Raw genomic sequence first — 17,421 nt, 5'->3', positions numbered from 1 at the left:
AGAACGGTGACAACGTGGAGTGGATCACGCGCGGGGGATCACTCGATCACGCGCGGGACCAGATACAGTCCGCCCTCGACGGCCGGGGCGATCGCCTGGTAGGCCTCGCGCCGGTCCGGCTCGGTGACCGCATCCGGACGCAGACGCTGCTCGGCATCCAGCGGGTGGGCCATCGGCTCGACACCCTCGATGGCCGCCCCATCCAGTTGTTCGACAAAGGCAAAGATATCGCTCAGCCCTCCCGCGAAATCCCGGGCCTGATCGTCGTTCATGGCCAGACGGGAGAGATGGGCGATGCGCCGGACTTCGGAGGTATCGACGGACATGGCGGGAAGGGTCCTGTTGCGTTCAGATTTTAGGGGAACACTGATCAATGAACACGCTCGCGCTCGAGTCGCTTTTGTGTGCGAACAAGGCGCGGCGACTGCCGTGCAGTCATTCTGCACAAGGGAACCGCAACGCCGTTCCCGCGCAAAAGCGGCCGAGCCCCTCGGGGTTGGCACCCCAGGTTCCCCGATCCGGCGTTGCGCCGCTTGCGGGTAGAACCACTACCCGCTGCGCGCCGCGCCTGGTCTCGGAAAACCTGGGGTGCCAACGCGAGCGTGTTCATTAATCAGTGTTCCCCTGAGGGCAAAACGGAGCGCAAACTTACCACAAAGCCGTTGTTGCCCAAACCCCGGGCGCTTGCTAGAGTCGACGGCTTTCCCGCCCGCCCACTCAAGCAGGTTTCTTCTTCATGTTCAAACGCCTCCTGGGGTTGTTCTCCAACGACATCTCCATCGACCTCGGCACCGCCAACACCCTTATCTATATGCGCGGCCAGGGCATCGTCCTGAACGAACCCTCCGTGGTCGCCATTCGTCAGGACCGCGGCCCGGGCGGCCCGCGCTCCATCGAGGCTGTGGGGATCGAGGCGAAGAAGATGCTCGGCCGCACGCCGGAGCACGTGGTAACGGTGCGCCCGATGAAGGACGGCGTGATCGCCGACTTCACCACCACTGAGAAGATGCTGCAGTACTTCATCAAGAAGGTGCACGAACGCCGGATCTTCCGGCCCAGCCCGCGCGTGCTGGTCTGCGTGCCCTGCGGCGCGACCCAGGTGGAACGCCGCGCGATCCGCGAATCGGCCTTCGGCGCCGGGGCGCGCAAGGTCTACCTGCTGCAGGAACCGGTGGCCGCGGCCATTGGCGCCGGCATCCCGCTGGACGAGGCGGTGGGCTCGATGGTGCTGGATATCGGCGGTGGCACCTCCGAGGTCGCCGTGCTGTCGATGAACGGCATCGTCTACTCGGAATCCGTGCGCATCGGCGGTGACACCTTCGACGAGGCCATCATGGCCTATGTGCGCCGCAACTACGGCGTGCTGATCGGCGAGGCCACCGCCGAGCGCATCAAGCACGCGGTGGGCTCCGCCTACCCGGGCAAGGAACTGCTGGAGATCGAGGTCAAGGGCCGCAACCTGGCCGAGGGCGTGCCGCGCTCGTTTACCCTGAACTCCAACGAGATCCTCGAGGCCCTGCAGGACCCGCTGTACGGCATCGTCTCCGCCGTGCGTACCGCGCTGGAGCAGACCCCGCCGGAACTGGGCGCGGACGTTGCCGAGCGCGGCATCGTGCTGACCGGCGGCTCCGCCCTGCTGCAGCAGCTGGACCGCCTGCTGATGGAGGAAACCGGCATTCCGGTGGTCATCGCCGACGACCCGCTGACCTGCGTCGCCCGCGGCGGCGGCCGCGTGCTCGAGATGCTCGACGAAAAGCGGGTCGACTTCCTGGCAATGGAATAACCCCCACTCCGGCCACGGGGCCCCGGCTCTCCCGCGGCCGGTGACTCGGGTTACACTCCGGACCGCAACTGGTCGGCAGGATCGCGGGTACAACACTCCGCAACCCTGCCTCGTCGACGCGATCCGCAACCGGAGGTCACGCCATCAGCAAGCCGCTGTTCAGACTGGGTGTCTCGCCCACTCTGCGCCTGCTCGCGGTCATCCTGCTGGGCCTGGCGCTGATGGCGCTGGACCACCGCGTCAATGAACTGCAGTTTGTCCGCAGCACCCTGGCCACCGTGACCTACCCGCTGCAAGTCGCAGTGGACACACCGGTCCGTGCGGTCAGCCGGGTGTTCGAGTCGTTCACCCGCCGCGAGGACCTGATCACCGAGAACCGCATCCTGCGCAGCGAGAACGCGGAACTGCGCGCCCGCCAGCTGCGTTTCGAGGCCCTACAGCAGGAGAACGACCGCCTGCGGGCCCTGCTCAATACCGCGCAGCAGGCCGAGGAACGCGTCGAGATCGCCAAGCTGCTGGCCGTGGACCTGGACCCCTTCCGCCAGCAGATCGTGCTCAACAAGGGGCGCGCGGACGACGTCTACGCGGGCCAGCCGGTCATCAATGCCGACGGCGTGATCGGGCAGGTCCTGTCCACCCGCCTGACCAGTTCCGTGGCCCTGCTGATCTCCGATCCCAGCCATGCCCTGCCGGTGCTCAGCGCGCGCACGGGCCTGCGGGGGCTGGTGGTCGGGACCGGCAACCCGCAGCGCCTCGAGATGCGCCACGTCCCGCTGCAGGAAGACGTCGAACCCGGCGACCTGCTGCTGACCTCCGGGCTGGGCGGCCGTTTCCCGGCCGACTATCCAGTCGCCCGGGTCACCTCCGTCGAGCGCCCGCAGGGCCAGCCCTTTCTGAGCATCCAGGCCGAGCCGCTGGCGGCGCTGGACCGTTCCCGCGAGGTCCTGCTGCTGTGGACCGAGGGCATCATGCCGGGCATCGCCCCCCTTGAACTGGATGAGGATGCGGAGGCAAGGCCGGGCGCATTCACGCCGGAACCCGAGCCGGACGACAACGCGCCGGCAACGCCATGACCCGCGCCATCGGCATCCCCTGGCCGGTGGCGCTGACCCTGCTGGCGGCCCTGGCCCTGGCCATCGTGCCAATCCCCGAGACCCTGCGCCCCGCGCGGCCGGAGTGGCTGGCACTGGTCCTGATCTACTGGGCCATGGCGTTTCCGACCCGCGTGGGCATCCTGACCGCCTTTGTCGCCGGCTTGCTGCTGGATACCCTGATGGGGCAACTGCTGGGGCAGAATGCCATCGCCCTGGCGGTGATCATCTACATCGTGCTGCAGATCCATCCGCGCCTGCGGGTGTACCCGGTCTGGCAGCAGATGATGGTGGTCGCGATCCTGATCGCCCTGTACAAGCTGCTGGCCCTGTGGCCCCAGGGGATTACCGGTTTTCCACCGGACCGGATTACGTACTGGGCCCCGGTGATCACCAGCGCCTTGCTCTGGCCGCTGATCTTTTTCCTGCTGCGCGACGTGCGCCGGCGCTGGCTCCTGCACCTGACCTGAGGGAGGCGGCGATTCGTGCACATACCCGCGCCCGGCTCGAAGCAGCGTGAACGGTCACGCATACTGTGCCCCGCCAACCCGAAACAAGGAGCCCTGCCATGGACACGAACAAGCAAACCGAGATCGAGGCCGCCGTATTCCGCCGCCTGCTGCAGCATCTGGACGAGCGCAAGGACGTGCAGAACATCGACTTGATGAACCTGGCCGGCTTCTGCCGCAACTGCCTGTCCAAATGGTACGTGGCCGCCGCCGAGGAACGCGGCGAGTCGATCGACTACGAAGGGGCGCGCGAGATCGTCTACGGCATGCCCTACAGCGAATGGAAGGCGCGCTACCAGCAAGAAGCGACCCCCGAGCAGAAGGCGGCATTCGAGGCCAGCCAGAAATCGCACGATGCATGATCATGGCCTGATCGAGACCCCGGAGGCCCTGCAGGGCTTTCTCGACACCATTGCCGGGACCGACTGGATCGCGCTGGACACCGAGTTCATGCGCGAGAAGACCTACTACCCGCGCCTGTGCCTGATCCAGCTGGCCACCCTCGACCAGATCGCCTGTGTCGACCCGCTGCGGCTGGATATGGGCCTGCTTGAGCCCCTGCTGTTCGATGCCGGCGTGACCAAGGTCTTCCATTCGGCATCACAGGATCTCGAGGTCCTGTATCGCGAGCTCGGGCGCGTCCCCGCCCCGGTATTCGATACCCAGATCGCCGCCAGCATGCTCGGCTACGGCGAGCAGATCGGCTATGCCAACCTGGTCAAGGCGATCCTCGACCGCGACCTCGACAAGAGCCAGACCCGCACCGACTGGTCACGCCGCCCGCTGAGCGAACAGCAGATCCACTACGCCGCGGACGACGTGCGCTTTCTGGCCACGGTGTTCATGCGCCTGCTGCATGAACTGGAGAGCCACGACCGCATGCACTGGCTGCGCCCGGAGATGGAGGCGCTGAGCAACCCCGCCCTGTACGAACCGGATCCCGACGGTGCCTGGCAGCGCGTCTCTGGCGTCAAGCGGCTCAAGCCGCGCGAGCGCGGCGTGCTGAAGGCCGTGGCGGCCTGGCGCGAACGCGCCGCACAGGCGAGTGATCGCCCGCGACGCTGGATCCTGGCCGACGATATCCTGATCGACATCGCCCGGCGCACCCCTCAGGACACCGCGGCCCTGCACCAGCTGCGGGGCTTTCCCGACGGCATGAAGCCGCCGCGTCAGGAAGAACTGCTGGAGGCGATCCGCGAGGGCCAGGCCCTGCCGCGTGAGGAATGGCCACAGCTCCCGGAGAAGGCGAAGCTCACCGAGGCCGAGGAGGTCCTGGCCGACATCGGCATGGCCCTGCTGCGCGAATGCGCGCGACGCAACCAGATCACCGCCGCCGCGATCGCCCAGCGCAAGGATGTCATCGAGTTGCTGAAGGGGGACGGCACAACCGGCCGCCTGGGCAGCGGCTGGCGCCACGAGATCGCCGGAAAGACCATCGCCCGCTGGTTTGCGGGCGATGGCGAACTGGCACGTACGGAGGAGGGCTTGCAGATCCGCCCGTGAGCATCGAACGGGCGGATCTGCGGGGCGGTCAGGCCGCCTTGTAGATCCCGCGACGCGGCGAGCTCAGCCGGCCCTGGCGCTTCAGGTAGGCCAGGGTCTGGCTGATGTTCTTGGTATCCAGGCCGATCTTCTCGGCCTCGGCCTTGATCTCCTTGATACCCATCTCCGGCTTTTTCGCGACAATCTCGCACAGCTTCTGGCTGATCGACTCGCCTCCGGCGCGCCGCCCGCGACGACCACCGCCGGTGCTGGCGGCTCGGCCCACACGGCCGCCCAGTTCGCGGATCTGGCGCTCCAGCTCATTGAGCTCCTTGCGGTGGCGCGCCAGCATCTCCTTGCGCTTTTCCATCAGCTTCTCGCGCTTCTGGCGGCGCTCGGCCTCCTTGCGCTCGGCCTCTTCCTTTTCCCGCTGGCGCGCGAGGGCGTAGAGTTCTTCGGCTGAAAGATCGGAGGCCTTCTTGTTATCCATGCTCATGCAACACTCCCGGATTCTGAAAATCGATTCAATGACAGGTCTGGGCCACAGGGGGTTCATAACCCCGCCCCATTCTCTAAAACTAGGGAAACACTGGTTAATGTACACACTCACGTTGGCTCCCCAGGTTTTCCGAGCCAAGGCGCGGTGTGCAGCCGGTAGTGGTTCTACCGGCAAGGGCGGCAACGCAGGATTGGGGAACCTGGGGTGCCAACCCCGAAGGGGCTCGGCCGCTTTTGTGCGTGAACGGCGTTGCGGCTCCCTTGTGCAGAATGACTGCACGGCAGTCACCGCGCCTTGTTCGCACACAAAAGCGACTCGAGCGTGAGCGTGTACATTAACCAGTGTTTCCCTTGGCCACGGCAGAATAATACGAACCCATGGAACGATGCCAGAAAGATTATAAGAATACGCAGGAAATACAAGCGTCCGCTCGCACTCTTTCTCCTGAAAAGAGAAAGCAGATATGTGACGAGGTGGCACGGCTGTATCATTTGATCGAAGGCACACCGGGCAAAGACCTCCCGGCCATTCGATTTGATCTGAAAGGCCGGGCAGCCGGGCAATGGCGCCTGAGCAAGAATGCGGAAACCCTGCGCTTCAATCCGGAAGCCTTCAGCCTGGAATGGGATCAGCATTTTCCCGAGACGGTGGCGCACGAGGTGGCCCACTCGCTGGTCTACCGCGCCCACGGCATACGAAGGGTTCGGCCCCATGGCCCCGAATGGAAAGGGCTGATGCGGGCGCTGGGTTTCCCCAATCCGAGTGTCACGCATGCGACGGCGCTGACCACTCGCACGATGCGCCAGTACGACTATGTATGCGGATGCGGTCCCCAGCCCCTGAGCGCCCGCCGACACTTTCTCATTAACAAGCGCGGCTATCGGTACCAATGCCGCCAATGCGGCCAGTGGCTGCGACGCTCCGGCAGGAGTTGCAGCTGATACCGCGCGCACCCACGATCAAGCACACGCATCCGGGCGCGCCGGGATCATATGAAAACCCGGCACCCCGCCGTCATCGTCCCGGGAAGGAATGTCGGTTCAGATACTCCAGTAAACGCGCCGTTGCACCCTGATTCTCTGCAATAAAAGCGGTTGCGCGCTGCCGAGTAATCTCGCGTCGGGACTCATCCTCCCCCAGCCACGCAGCCATCCGCGCGACCGCCTCCTCGGCATTCCTTGAACGCCATAGCAGATCCGCGGCCTCCATGCGTTCCACCAGAAGTTCAAAGTTGTCGACATGCGGCCCCATGACGACCGGACAATTCCACAATGCGGCCTCCAGCGGGTTGTGGCCACCAACACCGACCAGTGACCCCCCAATAAAGGCGACATCGGCCAGGCCAAAGAAACGTTTCAACTCCCCCAGCGTGTCCAGCAGCCAGAAATGCGTGGCGGCATCCGGCACACCTTCGCTGCGGCGAATGAAGCTTTGCCCGGAACGTTCCAGCAGGTCTGCCACTTCGGGAAACCGCTGCGGATGGCGTGGTGCCACGATCACCAGAAGGCGTGGATACTCGGCGCGCAGTGCGTGCAGCCCCGGCAGCAATTGGGCCTCTTCGTCGGCATGGGTACTGGCGAGAATCACCACCGGGCGCCCCTCAACCACTGGACGCAGGGACCGGACCTCCTGGCGATCGTCCTCCTCGATGTGGATGTCGAACTTGATATCGCCATTGACCGTCACGCGATCGGGCACGGCCCCAAGGGCGACGAAGCGCTCCCGGTCCAGCGCATTGCGACAGGCAATCCAGTCAAATCCGCTCATGGCCGGCGCGATCAGCCGCGGGATCCGGGCATAGCGTCGGGCCGAACGTCCGGACATCCGGGCGTTCGCCAGCACGACCGGCACCCCGGCACGCCGCGCCTCCGCCAGCATGTTCGGCCAGATCTCGGTCTCCATGACCACGATGGCGCGCGGTCGCACGGCACGCAGGAATCGGCGCTGCAGCCAGGGCAGGTCCAGTGGCAGGAACCGATGTATGACCTGACCGCCGAGCCGCTCCGCCAGCATGGCGGCACCGGTCGGCGTCGTGGTCGTAACCAGGATGCGCCGCGAACCGGCGTCCAGCAGCCGGCGAATCAGGGGTTCCGCCGCCAGCACCTCGCCCACCGATACCGCATGAATCCAGATCTCGGCCGGCTCCGGCGCGCGCGCCCAGCCCATGACCTCGCCCAGCCGGACACGCACCGAAGCCCGACGGCTGCGCAAGCCATGGCGGATCAGCAACAAGGGGGTCAGCAACGCAAGCAGCGCCGTGTAGACTACGCGGGTCATTCGCAGGGAGACTCCGATCCGTGACGGCACGGCCCGAACCATCGAGCGCGACCGAGCGCCCACCCCGCGGTCCCGCCACCTGGCCCATGTGGGCGGTCATCGGCCTGGCACGGCTGGTCATCCAGCTGCCCATCCGCTGGCAGCAGGCGCTCGGCCGCGGCATCGGGCGACTGTTCTACCGTTTCGGCCGCGAGCGCCGTGCGATCGCCCGCACCAACCTCGAACTGTGCTTTCCCGACCAGTCCGGCGAACAGCGCGAACAGTGGCTGCGCGAGCACTTCGAGGCGGCCGGCATGGGGATCCTGGAGATGGCCATGGCCTGGTGGGGACGCGACACGCAACTCAAGGGGCATTACACAATCCACGGACTGGAGCATCTGGACAAGGCGCTGGAACAGGGCAAGGGTGCCCTGCTGGTGAGCGCCCATTTCACCACACTCGAGCTTTGCGGGCGCCTGCTGGGCCTGCACCGCCGCTTTGCCGCGATGTACCGGCCCAGCGAACGCCCGCTGATCAACCACCTTTTCAAGGTGAATCGCGACCGCCACACGGCAGGCGTAATCGCACGCGACGACGTCAAGGGACTGCTACGCACCCTGCGCAACAACATGCCCGTGTGGTACGCGCCCGACCAGGCCACCAGCGGGCGCCAGACCGAACTGGTCCCGTTCTTCGGCGAACCCGCCAACACGCAAACGGCCACCCATCGCATCGCCCGGGTCAGCGGCGCCCCGGTCCTGCCCTTTTTCGGCTACCGCCGGGAAGACGGCCACTATGTCGTGACCATCCACCCCCCGGTGGAAGACTTCCCCACCGAGGACGCCTACGCCGACACCCTGCGCATCAACCACATCATCGAAGAAGCCGTGATGGACGCCCCGGGCCAGTACTTCTGGACCCACAAGCGCTTCAAGAAGCGCGCGGGCATGCCCGATCCTTACGCGCACTAAGCGGAACTCTCAAAGGGCCATCGTCGGGCGGAAAGCAAACCCAGCGCTAACGGGTGATCTCAATACAGCAGCTATACTGGTGGCGTATTACAGCCGCCGTACTGAAGGTACTCAACTAGGCTTGCAACCGCGAGACGGCTTGTCCACTTCCCCCGTCCGAACCCAGCTGGATAAGAAACCTATGGAATTACCAAAAGAGCCTGTCTACTCACACTGGCGCCAACGCTTTGCCTGGTGGCTCCATTACCTGAAGGCCCGCCACAATCCCAAGGAACGCCCCCGTGTACAACGTCTCGCACATTTCATCCCTAAAGGCGGAACCGTCTTCGACGTTGGCGCACATTTTGGCTACCTGGCCAAGGAGTTCGCACTGATTCATGACGGCAGCTGCGAGGTCCATTGTTTTGAACCAGTCCCGTACACACGATCTATCCTCGAACGAGTGGTGGGTGGTTTCGACAACGTTCGCATTGATTCACGCGCTTTGTCGAACCAGGCGGGAAGCGAGAGGATCAGCATCCCTATCAAGGAATCTGGTCGGCTGGGTATCGGGCTAGCGCATTTTGGTGACGAGACAAAACGGGACCGGTACATCGTGGAAACCGTAGAAACAGTCACCTTGGACACGTACGTCGCCGAACGAGAACTGTCTCGGCTCGACTTCATCAAGATGGACGTGGAAGGTGCCGAGTTGCAGATTCTTCGGGGCGGAGAGAAGACTTTGAGGGAATTTCGTCCTCTCGTCTACTGCGAGATTGGCCCGGAAACCTGTGCACGCATGGGATACGAGCCCGACAATGTCTTCGATTTCTTTTCTCGATTCGGCTATTCGGCAGCCGTGCTGGATCAATCAGGAGGAAAATGCCCAGTGGGAGGGCTGGTCGAGGGCGAGGAGGATTATCTGTTCTACCCTGAAGACTCTTAGTCTTGGGATCCCGTCCGGGTTCAGCCCATTCACGTGGGCGAGGCAGAACCAACCGTAATCTTCAGCCCCATGCCACTTGGCAACACAGGCAAGCCTGACCGCCTGCTGGATTAGGGGCTGAATTCCCCGTCCAGACCCAATTCGCGGCGGATATGCGCAGCCACCTTCGGCGTATCGTTGACCGGCGCGTAGGACCACTGATCGAGCGCCCCGGTGAACGGTCGGGTCACGCCTTCCGCCTCCAGGGCAGAGTGAAAGGCCTGCAGGCGACGGCCGAGCGGCCCCAGGGCCACCGTGTATACGGGGACACCGGTCGCCGCCGCCTCCGAGACCATGGACACGGAATCGGCACTGACCACGATATGGTCGGCTGTTGCCAGCATTGCCATAAAGGGGTTCTCGCCCTGCCCGTCCCAGACAAACCCGGGAACATCCGCCAGCCCCTCGACCAGTCGTCGCGTACTGGCCGCGCCCGTCCGCCGCGAGGGCGTGACCAGCACACTCCCCCCGGAGGCTTCTGAGGCCGAACGCAGGTCACGGATCAGGGCATCCAGTCGCTCCTGCCCCAGATCACCGCGCTGGGTAGCACCCCCGATCAGCACCGCGACCCAGGGCCGGGGAAACGCCGCCCAGGCGTCACCCAGCCCCCTGCGCGCAGCCTCCAGCCGCTCGGCTGTCACCCGGTGCAGGGCGCCACGCGTCGCAATCACGTTGGGGCCGGCCAACCCGTCGTGACGCGGCGGCACCACCCAATCGAAGTGGCGCGGAGAGATCTGCGGGTCCTGCACATGCACGGTCATGATGGCGCCACCACTGGCGCGCTTGAGAGCGACCGCGACCGCAGCGCTCCGCCGCCCGCAAGAGATCAGCAGGCGTGGCCAGGGGGGCTCCAGAGCATCACTGCCAGCGGTCAGGCCCCGCAGCACACCGGGGACAAAGGAGCCGGGCATCCAGCGCCAGGGGCGTCGCAGCCCCACCGTCTTGTGCTCGTAGGGCAGCCCGACGGCCTCGGCCAGGCCACGGACCTGACTGGTCATCCCGGCCTCGCCGGTGGTCAGGGTCCAGCACGAGATCTCGTTCACAGCCAAGCGGCCCGCGTCCGGCTTTCGCTCAAGCGGGCACACCCCTCTGCACAGGGGTATCCGGCGAGGCCAGTTCGTGGCGATTGCGCCACTCTTCGGTGACGTAGTTGATGATCAGGGACCGGCGTACACCTTCAAGCGGGCGCCGATGATAGCCGTGCCAAGTGTTGTCGGCCGGCACAAATACCAAGGCGCTGTTATACGTACCGGGGGCGGTCTCGTAGTGCGTCTCGGCGTCCACGTACACATCCGTGCCCCAGTTCTCGTAGCCCGGATCGGTGGACAGGTACAGCAGCATGGTGAATTTCTTCACACCCAGGTCCGTATGCGGTGCCAGCCAGAAACCCTCGGTATCCAGGCAGTGCTCGATACGCAAGTAATTGCCGCTCACGTCCACGCCGCACACCTCAAAGATCGCATCCAGCACCTGCGGACTCTCGAAGGCCGCCGCAACGCTCTCGCAGACCTCGAAGGCCTTCCGATTCTCGGCGTCGAAGAAGCGGCGGGAGCTGTTGTGCGTCTCGCGCTTGCCCTCGGTATCGCCGATCGCCGGCGCCTTGAACGGCAGTGCCTCAACTGCACGCGCTGCCGCCTCGGGCAGCACCGCGTGCGGATACCACCGCCGATATGGATATGCCTCCGATGACGCCCGCCGCAGCGACGCCTCCACCTGCTCTGCCACTTCAGCGGCTGTATCCATCATCGAACGCCTTGTTTATCGACAATCTTTATAATGAGCCACCATAACAGCCCCATCGTACTGAAAACCAATCGGGCACCTACCAAACCGTCCATCGCAAACAATGCCTCAAGGGAGGTAGGCCGGAAGCACGTGAACTTTCCATCGACTTACTAGCCAGGCGTGGACTCGCTTGCCCAGGGAATCAGTCAAGCGATCCATTCCACGCACCAACCCGGCAAACCCCGGCGGCCCCGAAGAGCGCGGTACACGACCGGCCATCATCGACTCACCACCGTCCTCCCACACCAGAGCAGGGTAAACCTGAAGGATGCAGACACGCTTTCTCCAAGCCTGCGACAACAAGGTGTCGTACGGCCTTGAAAAGGTGCCCCCCCAGGAGTCCAGAATCTTTCTGGCGCCAAGCCGCGAGTACACAAAGCCCGTCGCACCAAAGCCCGGGCGCAGGGACACGAAGACGTCCATACCCTCAACGCGCGCGACCACCGGCCCCTTCACGGTACCAGGGCGGTTCTCCAGCTTGATCAGATCCCAACCACTGATGCTGCTTTCCAGCCTTTGAACCTGTTCGATAAGATTCGGCGATACCTCAGCATCATCTTCCAGAATCACGCACGAGGCTTCGCCCGTTTCCAGAAACAACTTCAGAGCCTGAAAATGGCTGAGGGCGCAGCCGATTTCGGATGCCTGAAGCGGCTGATGGAATCGACTCGTCCGGTAACCCCGCTGGCGAGCCTCGAAGTCGGACAAGAGTCGCCCGTCAACCGCAGGAACAAACTCCGGTACGACACCGCAGCTCCCCAGCCTTCGCTTGACCGCCGCACGACGCTCAACGGCCCGATCCATGCTGATTACGAAAACCCTCACGTCATCCTGACCCTGCGGACTCCGACTCTATTTCGGCCTAGCGAATCGTCTAGAATACACGAGCTTCAAATGCCGAGGCCGCTTTGTGCCCCTTACCCGATTTGCTGAAACGCTCCGCCCCATAGCGGGTTCGCTGAGAAATCAGCCTCTTTACTTCGCGAACTCTTTGCTCGTATTCGCCGTACTGACAGGGATCATCGCCCACGAGCATGGACCTTATACGGCCTCGCTTCTGCTCTTGGCACTAGCAACCCTACACCCCCTCGCCAAAGAGTTCCCCGAAGCCTTCAAGCTACACTGGCCCTGGATACTCGGCCTGATGGCATATGGGGGCTCCAGCATCGCCCTCGGGCTATTGCACGGCACACCAATTGACGAACTCGGCAAGCCTCTGCGCTTTATTCTCGGGGTTCTCGTATTCCTCCACCTGGCCCGCACCGGGTTTAGTGCCGCCGCATTCTGGTGGGGGGTCGGGCTAGGGGCAGCAGTCGCGGGCGCCCTAGCCATTCACGAGGTAGCCATTGAAGGCGCAAGACGAGCCACACTCGGATTCAATCCAGTACCGTTCGGCATCCTTCTCAGCACACTTGGCACCCTTGCACTGTATCGTGCCTCCACGCACCCTCGACTGCCGGGCGTCATGGCCTTTTTCATGTTCTCCGGCCTCGCCTTTGCCGGAACAATAGCCTCCGGTACTCGCGGGGCTTGGCTGATCTGGATTGTGGGCACAACGCTGATAGCCCTGTTTCGGCTGCGCCGTTCGGCCATGCTCACTTCGCAGAGGTGGCTCCTACTTGCGACCGCGCTTCTCGGTGCCGCTGGGCTGACCTGGTCTGCAGGACAGGACCGCATCGACCGCTCGCTGGAAGAAATCCGACTAATCCAATCCGGAGAACTCCAATCCAGCCTTGGAACGCGCATACAGCAGTGGCATATCGGGGCCGAGCTGGGGATGCGCAACCCGCTAACAGGCCTTGGAACAGACCGAACTGAAATCCATCACGCCGCCAAGGAAACGCTCGACGCGCGTGGCTACGAATCCCGGGTCATCACCGAGTTTACTCACTTCCACAACCAGTACATCGAAAATTTCGTGACATTCGGCTTACCTGGCCTTATCGCATGGCTGGCCTTGCTAGCCGCATTGGTCTACAAGACTTCTCCGTCTGCCCGAGAGCCAGCGACCCTATTGCTTAGCGCATTCGCAATCGGCTCCCTGTTCGAATCGACGATGGAGGCTGGCCGACTGATCTTCATGATCATACTGGTGGGCAGTATGGTGCGCTTGCTGCACGACCCGCTACGCGAGAAAGAGTCGACACGTACCAACGGTCAACTCAGGCCCAAGACATAGATGATACGCGTACTGCAAATGGTCCCCGCGCTGGAATCGGGCGGAGTTGAACGCGGAACCCTGGAGATCGGGCAATCCTTGGTCGCCGCCGGCCATCGCTCCCTGGTGATGTCTGCGGGCGGACGGATGGTGCCAGAGCTCGAGGCGCAAGGGAGCGAACACTTTGCCTGGCCCATCGGGAAGAAGTCGCCCTGGACATTTCGCCTGGTTCGACCACTACGCCAGTTCCTCCGCGAACAGCGGGTAGACGTAATCGACGTTCGATCGCGTATGCCGGCCTGGATAGCCTGGAAGGCTTGGTCAGGCCTGCTCCCCAGCGAACGACCGCGACTGGTCACGTCGGTACACGGTTTCAACTCGGTCAACCGTTACAGTGCGATCCTCACGCGTGGTGAGCGGGTAGTCACGGTATCCGAAAGCCTCCGCTCGTTTCTACTGAACCAATACGCGAATCTTGACCCCCGGCGCATCGAGGTAATCCATCGCGGAATTGATACCGGCGAATACTACCCCGGGTTTCGGCCCTCATCGGACTGGATGGCCCTGTGGGAGAAAACGTTCCCCCAGCTTCAGGGACGCTACACGATCGTACTGCCGGGACGCATCACTCGACTAAAAGGACACTTCGACGCGCTGGACATTCTGCAGGGCCTGCAAGATCGGTACATCCCTGCGCACCTACTGTTCGTCGGTGGTACCGACCCGCGCAAAGAAGGCTACCGCAGAGAACTGCAAACCAGAATTTCAGCGAAGAGGCTAACCCCCCATGTGACCTTCACGGGGCCACGAAGCGACCTCCGCGAAATCCTGGCCGTCTCAGATGCCGTTTTATCCATCTCCACACAACCGGAGTCCTTTGGCCGCACCACCCTTGAGGCCCTGAGTCTCGGGCGCCCCGTGCTCGGATACAATCATGGCGGCGTAGGCGAGCAGCTAGGCGAGCTATTCCCAGAAGGAAGAATACCGGCAGGAGGAATCCAACATGCTGCTGAAAGACTCGCACAATGGGCGGCAGGGAATGCTCCAGCCCCGTATTGGCCTCATGCGTGGACTCTGGAGACAATGTGCCAGCGCACAATTGATGTGTACGAAAGACTATCTGGAGGGTTACTCCCTCGTTAAACCTTGGCGCCGCCCCGGAAGTGGGCTCTAATCGAACGTTGAACTGGTGAGAACCACCAGCCGGGTACCTCGTTCATGCTCACAAGCATGTTCGAGTGCATAGCCCGATGCGACTTATGGACTTGTAATAGTCGCACCACAGCATCCAGAACCCACCCCAACAACCACACCCTGCGGCAAACAAGCCAAGGGCGAGGAGTCCGATTCATGGAAACCAAGATCCCCGGCACCATCACTGTCGAGGTCGGTGCCGGCGAGCTGCTGGACAAGATCACGATCCTGAAGATCAAGAACGAGCGCATCAGCGACACCGAGAAGCTCCGGAACATTCGCCATGAGCTGAATGTACTTCAGGAAACGTGGATTCAGGCCGGTCTGGACAGCCCCGAGGTTGAAGGTCTAGAGCGGGACCTGCGCGAAGTGAACTCGAAGCTCTGGGAGATCGAGGACGAGATCCGCGAGTGCGAAGCGAAGAAGGACTTCGGCGAGCGTTTCGTGGAATTGGCGCGTTCGGTCTATATCACCAACGACGAGCGCGCCCGCATCAAAAAGGCCGTCAACACGCTTTGCAACTCGGCGATCGTCGAGGAAAAGTCGTATTCGGACTACGAGAGCTAGCCAGGCCGAAGATCCGCAATCACCTCGCGCAACACAGTCTCCACCGGGAGACCCTTCAGGTCGTCCGCCTCGATCGCCCGGAAGTGGGCGCGGGACAGCCCGGTTCGAACGGGCGACGCATGCGGCCCGAACAGGGCCAGTCCCGGCTTGCCGAGGCAGGCCGCAACATGCGTCGGCCCCGTGTCGTTTCCGACCACGTATGAGGCGCCCCGGATCGCCCCCGCCAACCCGAACCAATCGAGCACCTCGTCATCGGCGTCAAACAGGGGCGTCGCGGGGATTGCTCGGCAGAGCTCGATCTCGTCGGGCCCCGGGACGGTGACCACTTGATACTCCGTCTGGTTAGCGATTGCCGACGCAAGGGCCGCGTAATGGGGCCAGCGCTTCTCGGGGTGACGGGCCGAGGACCCAGGAATCAAGACGATGTACTTGCCGGTCACACCGCGGGCCTGAAGGATGGGCGCGACATCCTCCGCCATCCATCCCACATCAGGATCCAGGGTGTGCGTGGTTTCCAGTCCGGCAGCCGCCAACTGCCTCTGGAATGCCGAAAGGGGGGACTCCTCGCCTCGCCTGCGCTCGCCACAGATCCAGGTCGGTTGCCTCAAGATATGGCGCCGATAGAACGATGTTCGGCTCGAATTCTGCAGATCGTAGACACAATCGAACCGTTCGGATCGAAGCATCCGCGCCAGACGCCACCAGAGTACGAGCTTCCAAGCCTTCGGACGTGTCTCCGTCAGGACGCGATCCACGTGCGGGCAACGCTCGAAGATCGACCGGTATGGGGGCGTTGTAAGAACCACCAGTTCATCATCCGGGTGGTGCCGGCGGATATCGCGTAACGCACCATCCGTTTGCACGACATCGCCGAAAGCGCCGTGCTTGATTACCAGAATCTTGCCCATCCCGCTCCCTCGTGGAAGGCGGAGGCTTCTCGCCAGGCGGCCACCTTCGGCGTCGCCGAAGCCAGGCTCAGCCGTCGTCCTTGAGGATGAACTGGGTGCCGCAGTAGGGGCACTGGTAGCGGCCATCCGGGGTCTCGTCGATCGGGAGGAAGACGCGCGGGTGCGAGGCCCACAGGGCCATCTTGGGCGTGGGGCAGTGCAGCGGCAGGTCCTTGCGCGTGACCGTGATCTCGGTCTGCGCGTTCGGTGTCTGGTACTGGTCCTGATGGTGGGCGGTATCGGGATTCACCATGATTCTTCTCGCTTCCGGTTGACGGAAAATTCGGGCGCCTCAGACGAAGGTCAGCCAGCCCTCGTGGCGGCTGTCGCGCCCCTGCACCACGTCGAAGTAGCGTGACTGCAGGCGCTGGGTGATCGGGCCGCGGGTGCCGGTGCCGATCGGGCGATCGTCGACCTCGCGGATCGGGGTCACTTCGGCGGCGGTGCCAGTGAAGAAGGCCTCGTCGGCAATGTACACCTCGTCGCGGGTGATGCGCTTCTCAATGACCTCCAACCCCTCCTCACGCGCCAGCTCGATCACCGTGCGGCGGGTGATGCCGTCCAGCGCGGAGGTCAGGTCCGGGGTAAACAGCACGCCGTCGTGCACGATGAAGATGTTCTCGCCACTGCCCTCGGCCACGAAGCCCTCGGTATCCAGCAGCATGGCCTCGTCGTAGCCGCAGCGGGTGGCCTCCTGCAGGGCCATCATGGAGTTCATGTAATTGCCGTTGGCCTTGGCCTTGCACATGGTCACGTTCACGTGGTGGCGGCTGTAGGAAGAGGTGCGGATGCGGATTCCCTTCTCGATCCCCTCGTCGCCCAGGTAGCTGCCCCAGTGCCAGGCCGCGACCATCGCGTGCACCAGCAGGTTGTCGGCGCGCAGCCCCATGCCCTCGGAGCCGAGAAAACACATCGGCCGCAGGTAGGCGCTTTCCAGCCCGTTGTCCCGCACGGACGCGATCTGCGCCTCGTTCAGCGCCTCGGCGGTGTAGGGGATGGTCATCCCGACGATCTTGGCCGAGTTAAACAGCCGTCGGGTGTGATCCTGCAGGCGGAAGATCGCCGGGCCCCGCGCAGTCTTGTAGGCGCGCACGCCCTCGAACACCCCCATGCCGTAGTGCAGGGTGTGGGTCAGTACGTGGGTCTGCGCCTCGCGCCAGGGCACCATCTGCCCGTCCAGCCAGATCACCCCGTCGCGGTCGGCCATCGACATTA

20 protein-coding genes are annotated in these 17,421 nt (G+C 63.6%); 11 read left to right on the top strand and 9 right to left on the bottom strand.

The annotated features are described in order from the left end of the window. Window positions 1-38: 38 nt before the first annotated feature. Entirely contained in the window at window positions 39-326 is a 288-nt protein-coding gene (gatC, locus tag F793_RS0107225) for an Asp-tRNA(Asn)/Glu-tRNA(Gln) amidotransferase subunit GatC (protein WP_018865860.1), read from the bottom strand. Window positions 327-736: 410 nt separating this feature from the next. Here gatC and F793_RS0107220 point away from each other — a divergent pair, with 410 nt between their 5' ends. The 5 genes from F793_RS0107220 (at window position 737) to rnd (ending at window position 4,886) form a co-directional block, all read left to right on the top strand. Further along, a complete protein-coding gene (locus tag F793_RS0107220) occupies window positions 737-1,783 on the top strand; it encodes a rod shape-determining protein (RefSeq protein WP_018865861.1) in 1,047 nt (348 codons plus the stop codon). A gap of 221 nt (window positions 1,784-2,004) precedes the next feature. Continuing rightward, a complete protein-coding gene (gene mreC / locus F793_RS0107215; RefSeq protein ID WP_018865862.1) occupies window positions 2,005-2,856 on the top strand; it encodes a rod shape-determining protein MreC in 852 nt (283 codons plus the stop codon). After that, window positions 2,853-3,344 carry a rod shape-determining protein MreD gene (gene mreD, locus F793_RS0107210; protein ID WP_018865863.1) on the top strand — a complete coding sequence of 164 codons (492 nt, stop codon included), beginning with the start codon at window positions 2,853-2,855 and terminating at the stop codon, window positions 3,342-3,344. Before mreC ends, mreD begins: the two co-directional genes overlap by 4 nt. Window positions 3,345-3,442: 98 nt before the next feature. Then, on the top strand, window positions 3,443-3,745 hold the full coding sequence (locus F793_RS0107205; RefSeq protein WP_018865864.1) for a DUF1244 domain-containing protein: 303 nt from the start codon (window positions 3,443-3,445) through the stop codon (window positions 3,743-3,745). After that, on the top strand, window positions 3,738-4,886 hold the full coding sequence (gene rnd, locus F793_RS0107200; protein ID WP_018865865.1) for a ribonuclease D: 1,149 nt from the start codon (window positions 3,738-3,740) through the stop codon (window positions 4,884-4,886). The genes F793_RS0107205 and rnd overlap by 8 nt, the downstream gene beginning before the upstream one ends. A gap of 28 nt (window positions 4,887-4,914) precedes the next feature. Here rnd and F793_RS0107195 read toward each other — a convergent pair whose 3' ends face one another. Then, complete coding sequence (locus F793_RS0107195) at window positions 4,915-5,361, bottom strand: hypothetical protein (protein WP_018876027.1); 447 nt, start codon at window positions 5,359-5,361, stop codon at window positions 4,915-4,917. A gap of 380 nt (window positions 5,362-5,741) precedes the next feature. Here F793_RS0107195 and F793_RS13660 point away from each other — a divergent pair, with 380 nt between their 5' ends. Continuing rightward, window positions 5,742-6,305, top strand: coding sequence for a SprT-like domain-containing protein (locus tag F793_RS13660; RefSeq protein WP_231366510.1), 564 nt, complete (start codon window positions 5,742-5,744; stop codon window positions 6,303-6,305). Between the two features lie 73 nt (window positions 6,306-6,378). Here F793_RS13660 and F793_RS0107185 read toward each other — a convergent pair whose 3' ends face one another. Then, window positions 6,379-7,641: a 3-deoxy-D-manno-octulosonic acid transferase gene (locus tag F793_RS0107185; protein WP_018881677.1), complete on the bottom strand. Its 1,263-nt coding sequence runs from the start codon at window positions 7,639-7,641 to the stop codon at window positions 6,379-6,381. Window positions 7,642-7,661: 20 nt separating this feature from the next. Between F793_RS0107185 and lpxL the strand changes: the two genes are divergently transcribed. Together lpxL and F793_RS0107170 are read left to right on the top strand one after the other, a co-directional pair. Beyond that, window positions 7,662-8,591 (top strand): LpxL/LpxP family Kdo(2)-lipid IV(A) lauroyl/palmitoleoyl acyltransferase, encoded by a 930-nt coding sequence (gene lpxL / locus F793_RS0107180; RefSeq protein ID WP_255349397.1) that lies wholly within the window; start codon window positions 7,662-7,664, stop codon window positions 8,589-8,591. Between the two features lie 181 nt (window positions 8,592-8,772). Continuing rightward, the gene (locus F793_RS0107170) at window positions 8,773-9,516 is read left to right on the top strand and encodes an FkbM family methyltransferase (protein WP_231366511.1); all 744 of its coding nucleotides are present in this window, start codon (window positions 8,773-8,775) and stop codon (window positions 9,514-9,516) included. 110 nt (window positions 9,517-9,626) lie between these two features. Here F793_RS0107170 and F793_RS0107165 read toward each other — a convergent pair whose 3' ends face one another. The 3 genes from F793_RS0107165 to F793_RS0107155 all read right to left on the bottom strand — a co-directional run bounded on the left by F793_RS0107165 (window position 9,627) and on the right by F793_RS0107155 (window position 12,144). After that, the gene (locus F793_RS0107165; protein WP_018881681.1) at window positions 9,627-10,598 is read right to left on the bottom strand and encodes a mitochondrial fission ELM1 family protein; all 972 of its coding nucleotides are present in this window, start codon (window positions 10,596-10,598) and stop codon (window positions 9,627-9,629) included. A gap of 28 nt (window positions 10,599-10,626) precedes the next feature. Then, entirely contained in the window at window positions 10,627-11,298 is a 672-nt protein-coding gene (locus F793_RS0107160) for a 2OG-Fe(II) oxygenase (protein ID WP_026279167.1), read from the bottom strand. Between the two features lie 108 nt (window positions 11,299-11,406). Then, entirely contained in the window at window positions 11,407-12,144 is a 738-nt protein-coding gene (locus tag F793_RS0107155; RefSeq protein ID WP_018881682.1) for a glycosyltransferase family 25 protein, read from the bottom strand. Window positions 12,145-12,250: 106 nt separating this feature from the next. Between F793_RS0107155 and F793_RS0107150 the strand changes: the two genes are divergently transcribed. The 3 genes from F793_RS0107150 (at window position 12,251) to F793_RS0107145 (ending at window position 15,259) form a co-directional block, all read left to right on the top strand. After that, complete coding sequence (locus F793_RS0107150) at window positions 12,251-13,519, top strand: O-antigen ligase (protein ID WP_231366512.1); 1,269 nt, start codon at window positions 12,251-12,253, stop codon at window positions 13,517-13,519. Next, complete coding sequence (locus F793_RS13655) at window positions 13,520-14,641, top strand: glycosyltransferase (RefSeq protein WP_081618651.1); 1,122 nt, start codon at window positions 13,520-13,522, stop codon at window positions 14,639-14,641. A gap of 207 nt (window positions 14,642-14,848) precedes the next feature. Then, the gene (locus F793_RS0107145) at window positions 14,849-15,259 is read left to right on the top strand and encodes a DUF6165 family protein (protein WP_018881684.1); all 411 of its coding nucleotides are present in this window, start codon (window positions 14,849-14,851) and stop codon (window positions 15,257-15,259) included. Here F793_RS0107145 and F793_RS0107140 read toward each other — a convergent pair. From F793_RS0107140 to F793_RS0107130, 3 genes are all read right to left on the bottom strand, one after another. Further along, window positions 15,256-16,167, bottom strand: a complete 912-nt coding sequence (locus F793_RS0107140) for a glycosyltransferase family 9 protein (protein WP_018881685.1) — start codon at window positions 16,165-16,167, stop codon at window positions 15,256-15,258. The genes F793_RS0107145 and F793_RS0107140 overlap by 4 nt on opposite strands. Before the next feature lie 67 nt (window positions 16,168-16,234). Then, complete coding sequence (locus tag F793_RS0107135; protein ID WP_018877255.1) at window positions 16,235-16,459, bottom strand: zinc-finger domain-containing protein; 225 nt, start codon at window positions 16,457-16,459, stop codon at window positions 16,235-16,237. Between the two features lie 39 nt (window positions 16,460-16,498). Then, the gene (locus tag F793_RS0107130) at window positions 16,499-17,419 is read right to left on the bottom strand and encodes a branched-chain amino acid transaminase (protein ID WP_018881686.1); all 921 of its coding nucleotides are present in this window, start codon (window positions 17,417-17,419) and stop codon (window positions 16,499-16,501) included. Between the last annotated feature and the right edge of the window lie 2 nt (window positions 17,420-17,421).

The sequence above is a fragment of the Thioalkalivibrio sp. ALE22 genome (assembly GCF_000381445.1).
Taxonomy (GTDB): domain Bacteria; phylum Pseudomonadota; class Gammaproteobacteria; order Ectothiorhodospirales; family Ectothiorhodospiraceae; genus Thioalkalivibrio.
The sequence above is the reverse complement of the archived record's forward strand: the minus strand, read 5'-3'. Positions and strand labels throughout refer to the sequence as shown.

What these genes read in the sequence shown, in the direction of transcription:
- gatC (WP_018865860.1), bottom strand. Translation starts at nt 326, where the DNA reads ATGTCCGTCGATACCTCCGAAGTCCGGCGCATCGCCCATCTCTCCCGT.
- F793_RS0107220 (WP_018865861.1), top strand. Translation starts at nt 737, where the DNA reads ATGTTCAAACGCCTCCTGGGGTTGTTCTCCAACGACATCTCCATCGAC.
- mreC (WP_018865862.1), top strand. Translation starts at nt 2,005, where the DNA reads ATGGCGCTGGACCACCGCGTCAATGAACTGCAGTTTGTCCGCAGCACC.
- mreD (WP_018865863.1), top strand. Translation starts at nt 2,853, where the DNA reads ATGACCCGCGCCATCGGCATCCCCTGGCCGGTGGCGCTGACCCTGCTG.
- F793_RS0107205 (WP_018865864.1), top strand. Translation starts at nt 3,443, where the DNA reads ATGGACACGAACAAGCAAACCGAGATCGAGGCCGCCGTATTCCGCCGC.
- rnd (WP_018865865.1), top strand. Translation starts at nt 3,738, where the DNA reads ATGCATGATCATGGCCTGATCGAGACCCCGGAGGCCCTGCAGGGCTTT.
- F793_RS0107195 (WP_018876027.1), bottom strand. Translation starts at nt 5,361, where the DNA reads ATGAGCATGGATAACAAGAAGGCCTCCGATCTTTCAGCCGAAGAACTC.
- F793_RS13660 (WP_231366510.1), top strand. Translation starts at nt 5,742, where the DNA reads ATGGAACGATGCCAGAAAGATTATAAGAATACGCAGGAAATACAAGCG.
- F793_RS0107185 (WP_018881677.1), bottom strand. Translation starts at nt 7,641, where the DNA reads ATGACCCGCGTAGTCTACACGGCGCTGCTTGCGTTGCTGACCCCCTTG.
- F793_RS0107170 (WP_231366511.1), top strand. Translation starts at nt 8,773, where the DNA reads ATGGAATTACCAAAAGAGCCTGTCTACTCACACTGGCGCCAACGCTTT.
- F793_RS0107160 (WP_026279167.1), bottom strand. Translation starts at nt 11,298, where the DNA reads ATGGATACAGCCGCTGAAGTGGCAGAGCAGGTGGAGGCGTCGCTGCGG.
- F793_RS0107155 (WP_018881682.1), bottom strand. Translation starts at nt 12,144, where the DNA reads ATGGATCGGGCCGTTGAGCGTCGTGCGGCGGTCAAGCGAAGGCTGGGG.
- F793_RS13655 (WP_081618651.1), top strand. Translation starts at nt 13,520, where the DNA reads ATGATACGCGTACTGCAAATGGTCCCCGCGCTGGAATCGGGCGGAGTT.
- F793_RS0107145 (WP_018881684.1), top strand. Translation starts at nt 14,849, where the DNA reads ATGGAAACCAAGATCCCCGGCACCATCACTGTCGAGGTCGGTGCCGGC.
- F793_RS0107140 (WP_018881685.1), bottom strand. Translation starts at nt 16,167, where the DNA reads ATGGGCAAGATTCTGGTAATCAAGCACGGCGCTTTCGGCGATGTCGTG.
- F793_RS0107135 (WP_018877255.1), bottom strand. Translation starts at nt 16,459, where the DNA reads ATGGTGAATCCCGATACCGCCCACCATCAGGACCAGTACCAGACACCG.
- F793_RS0107130 (WP_018881686.1), bottom strand. Translation starts at nt 17,419, where the DNA reads ATGTCGATGGCCGACCGCGACGGGGTGATCTGGCTGGACGGGCAGATG.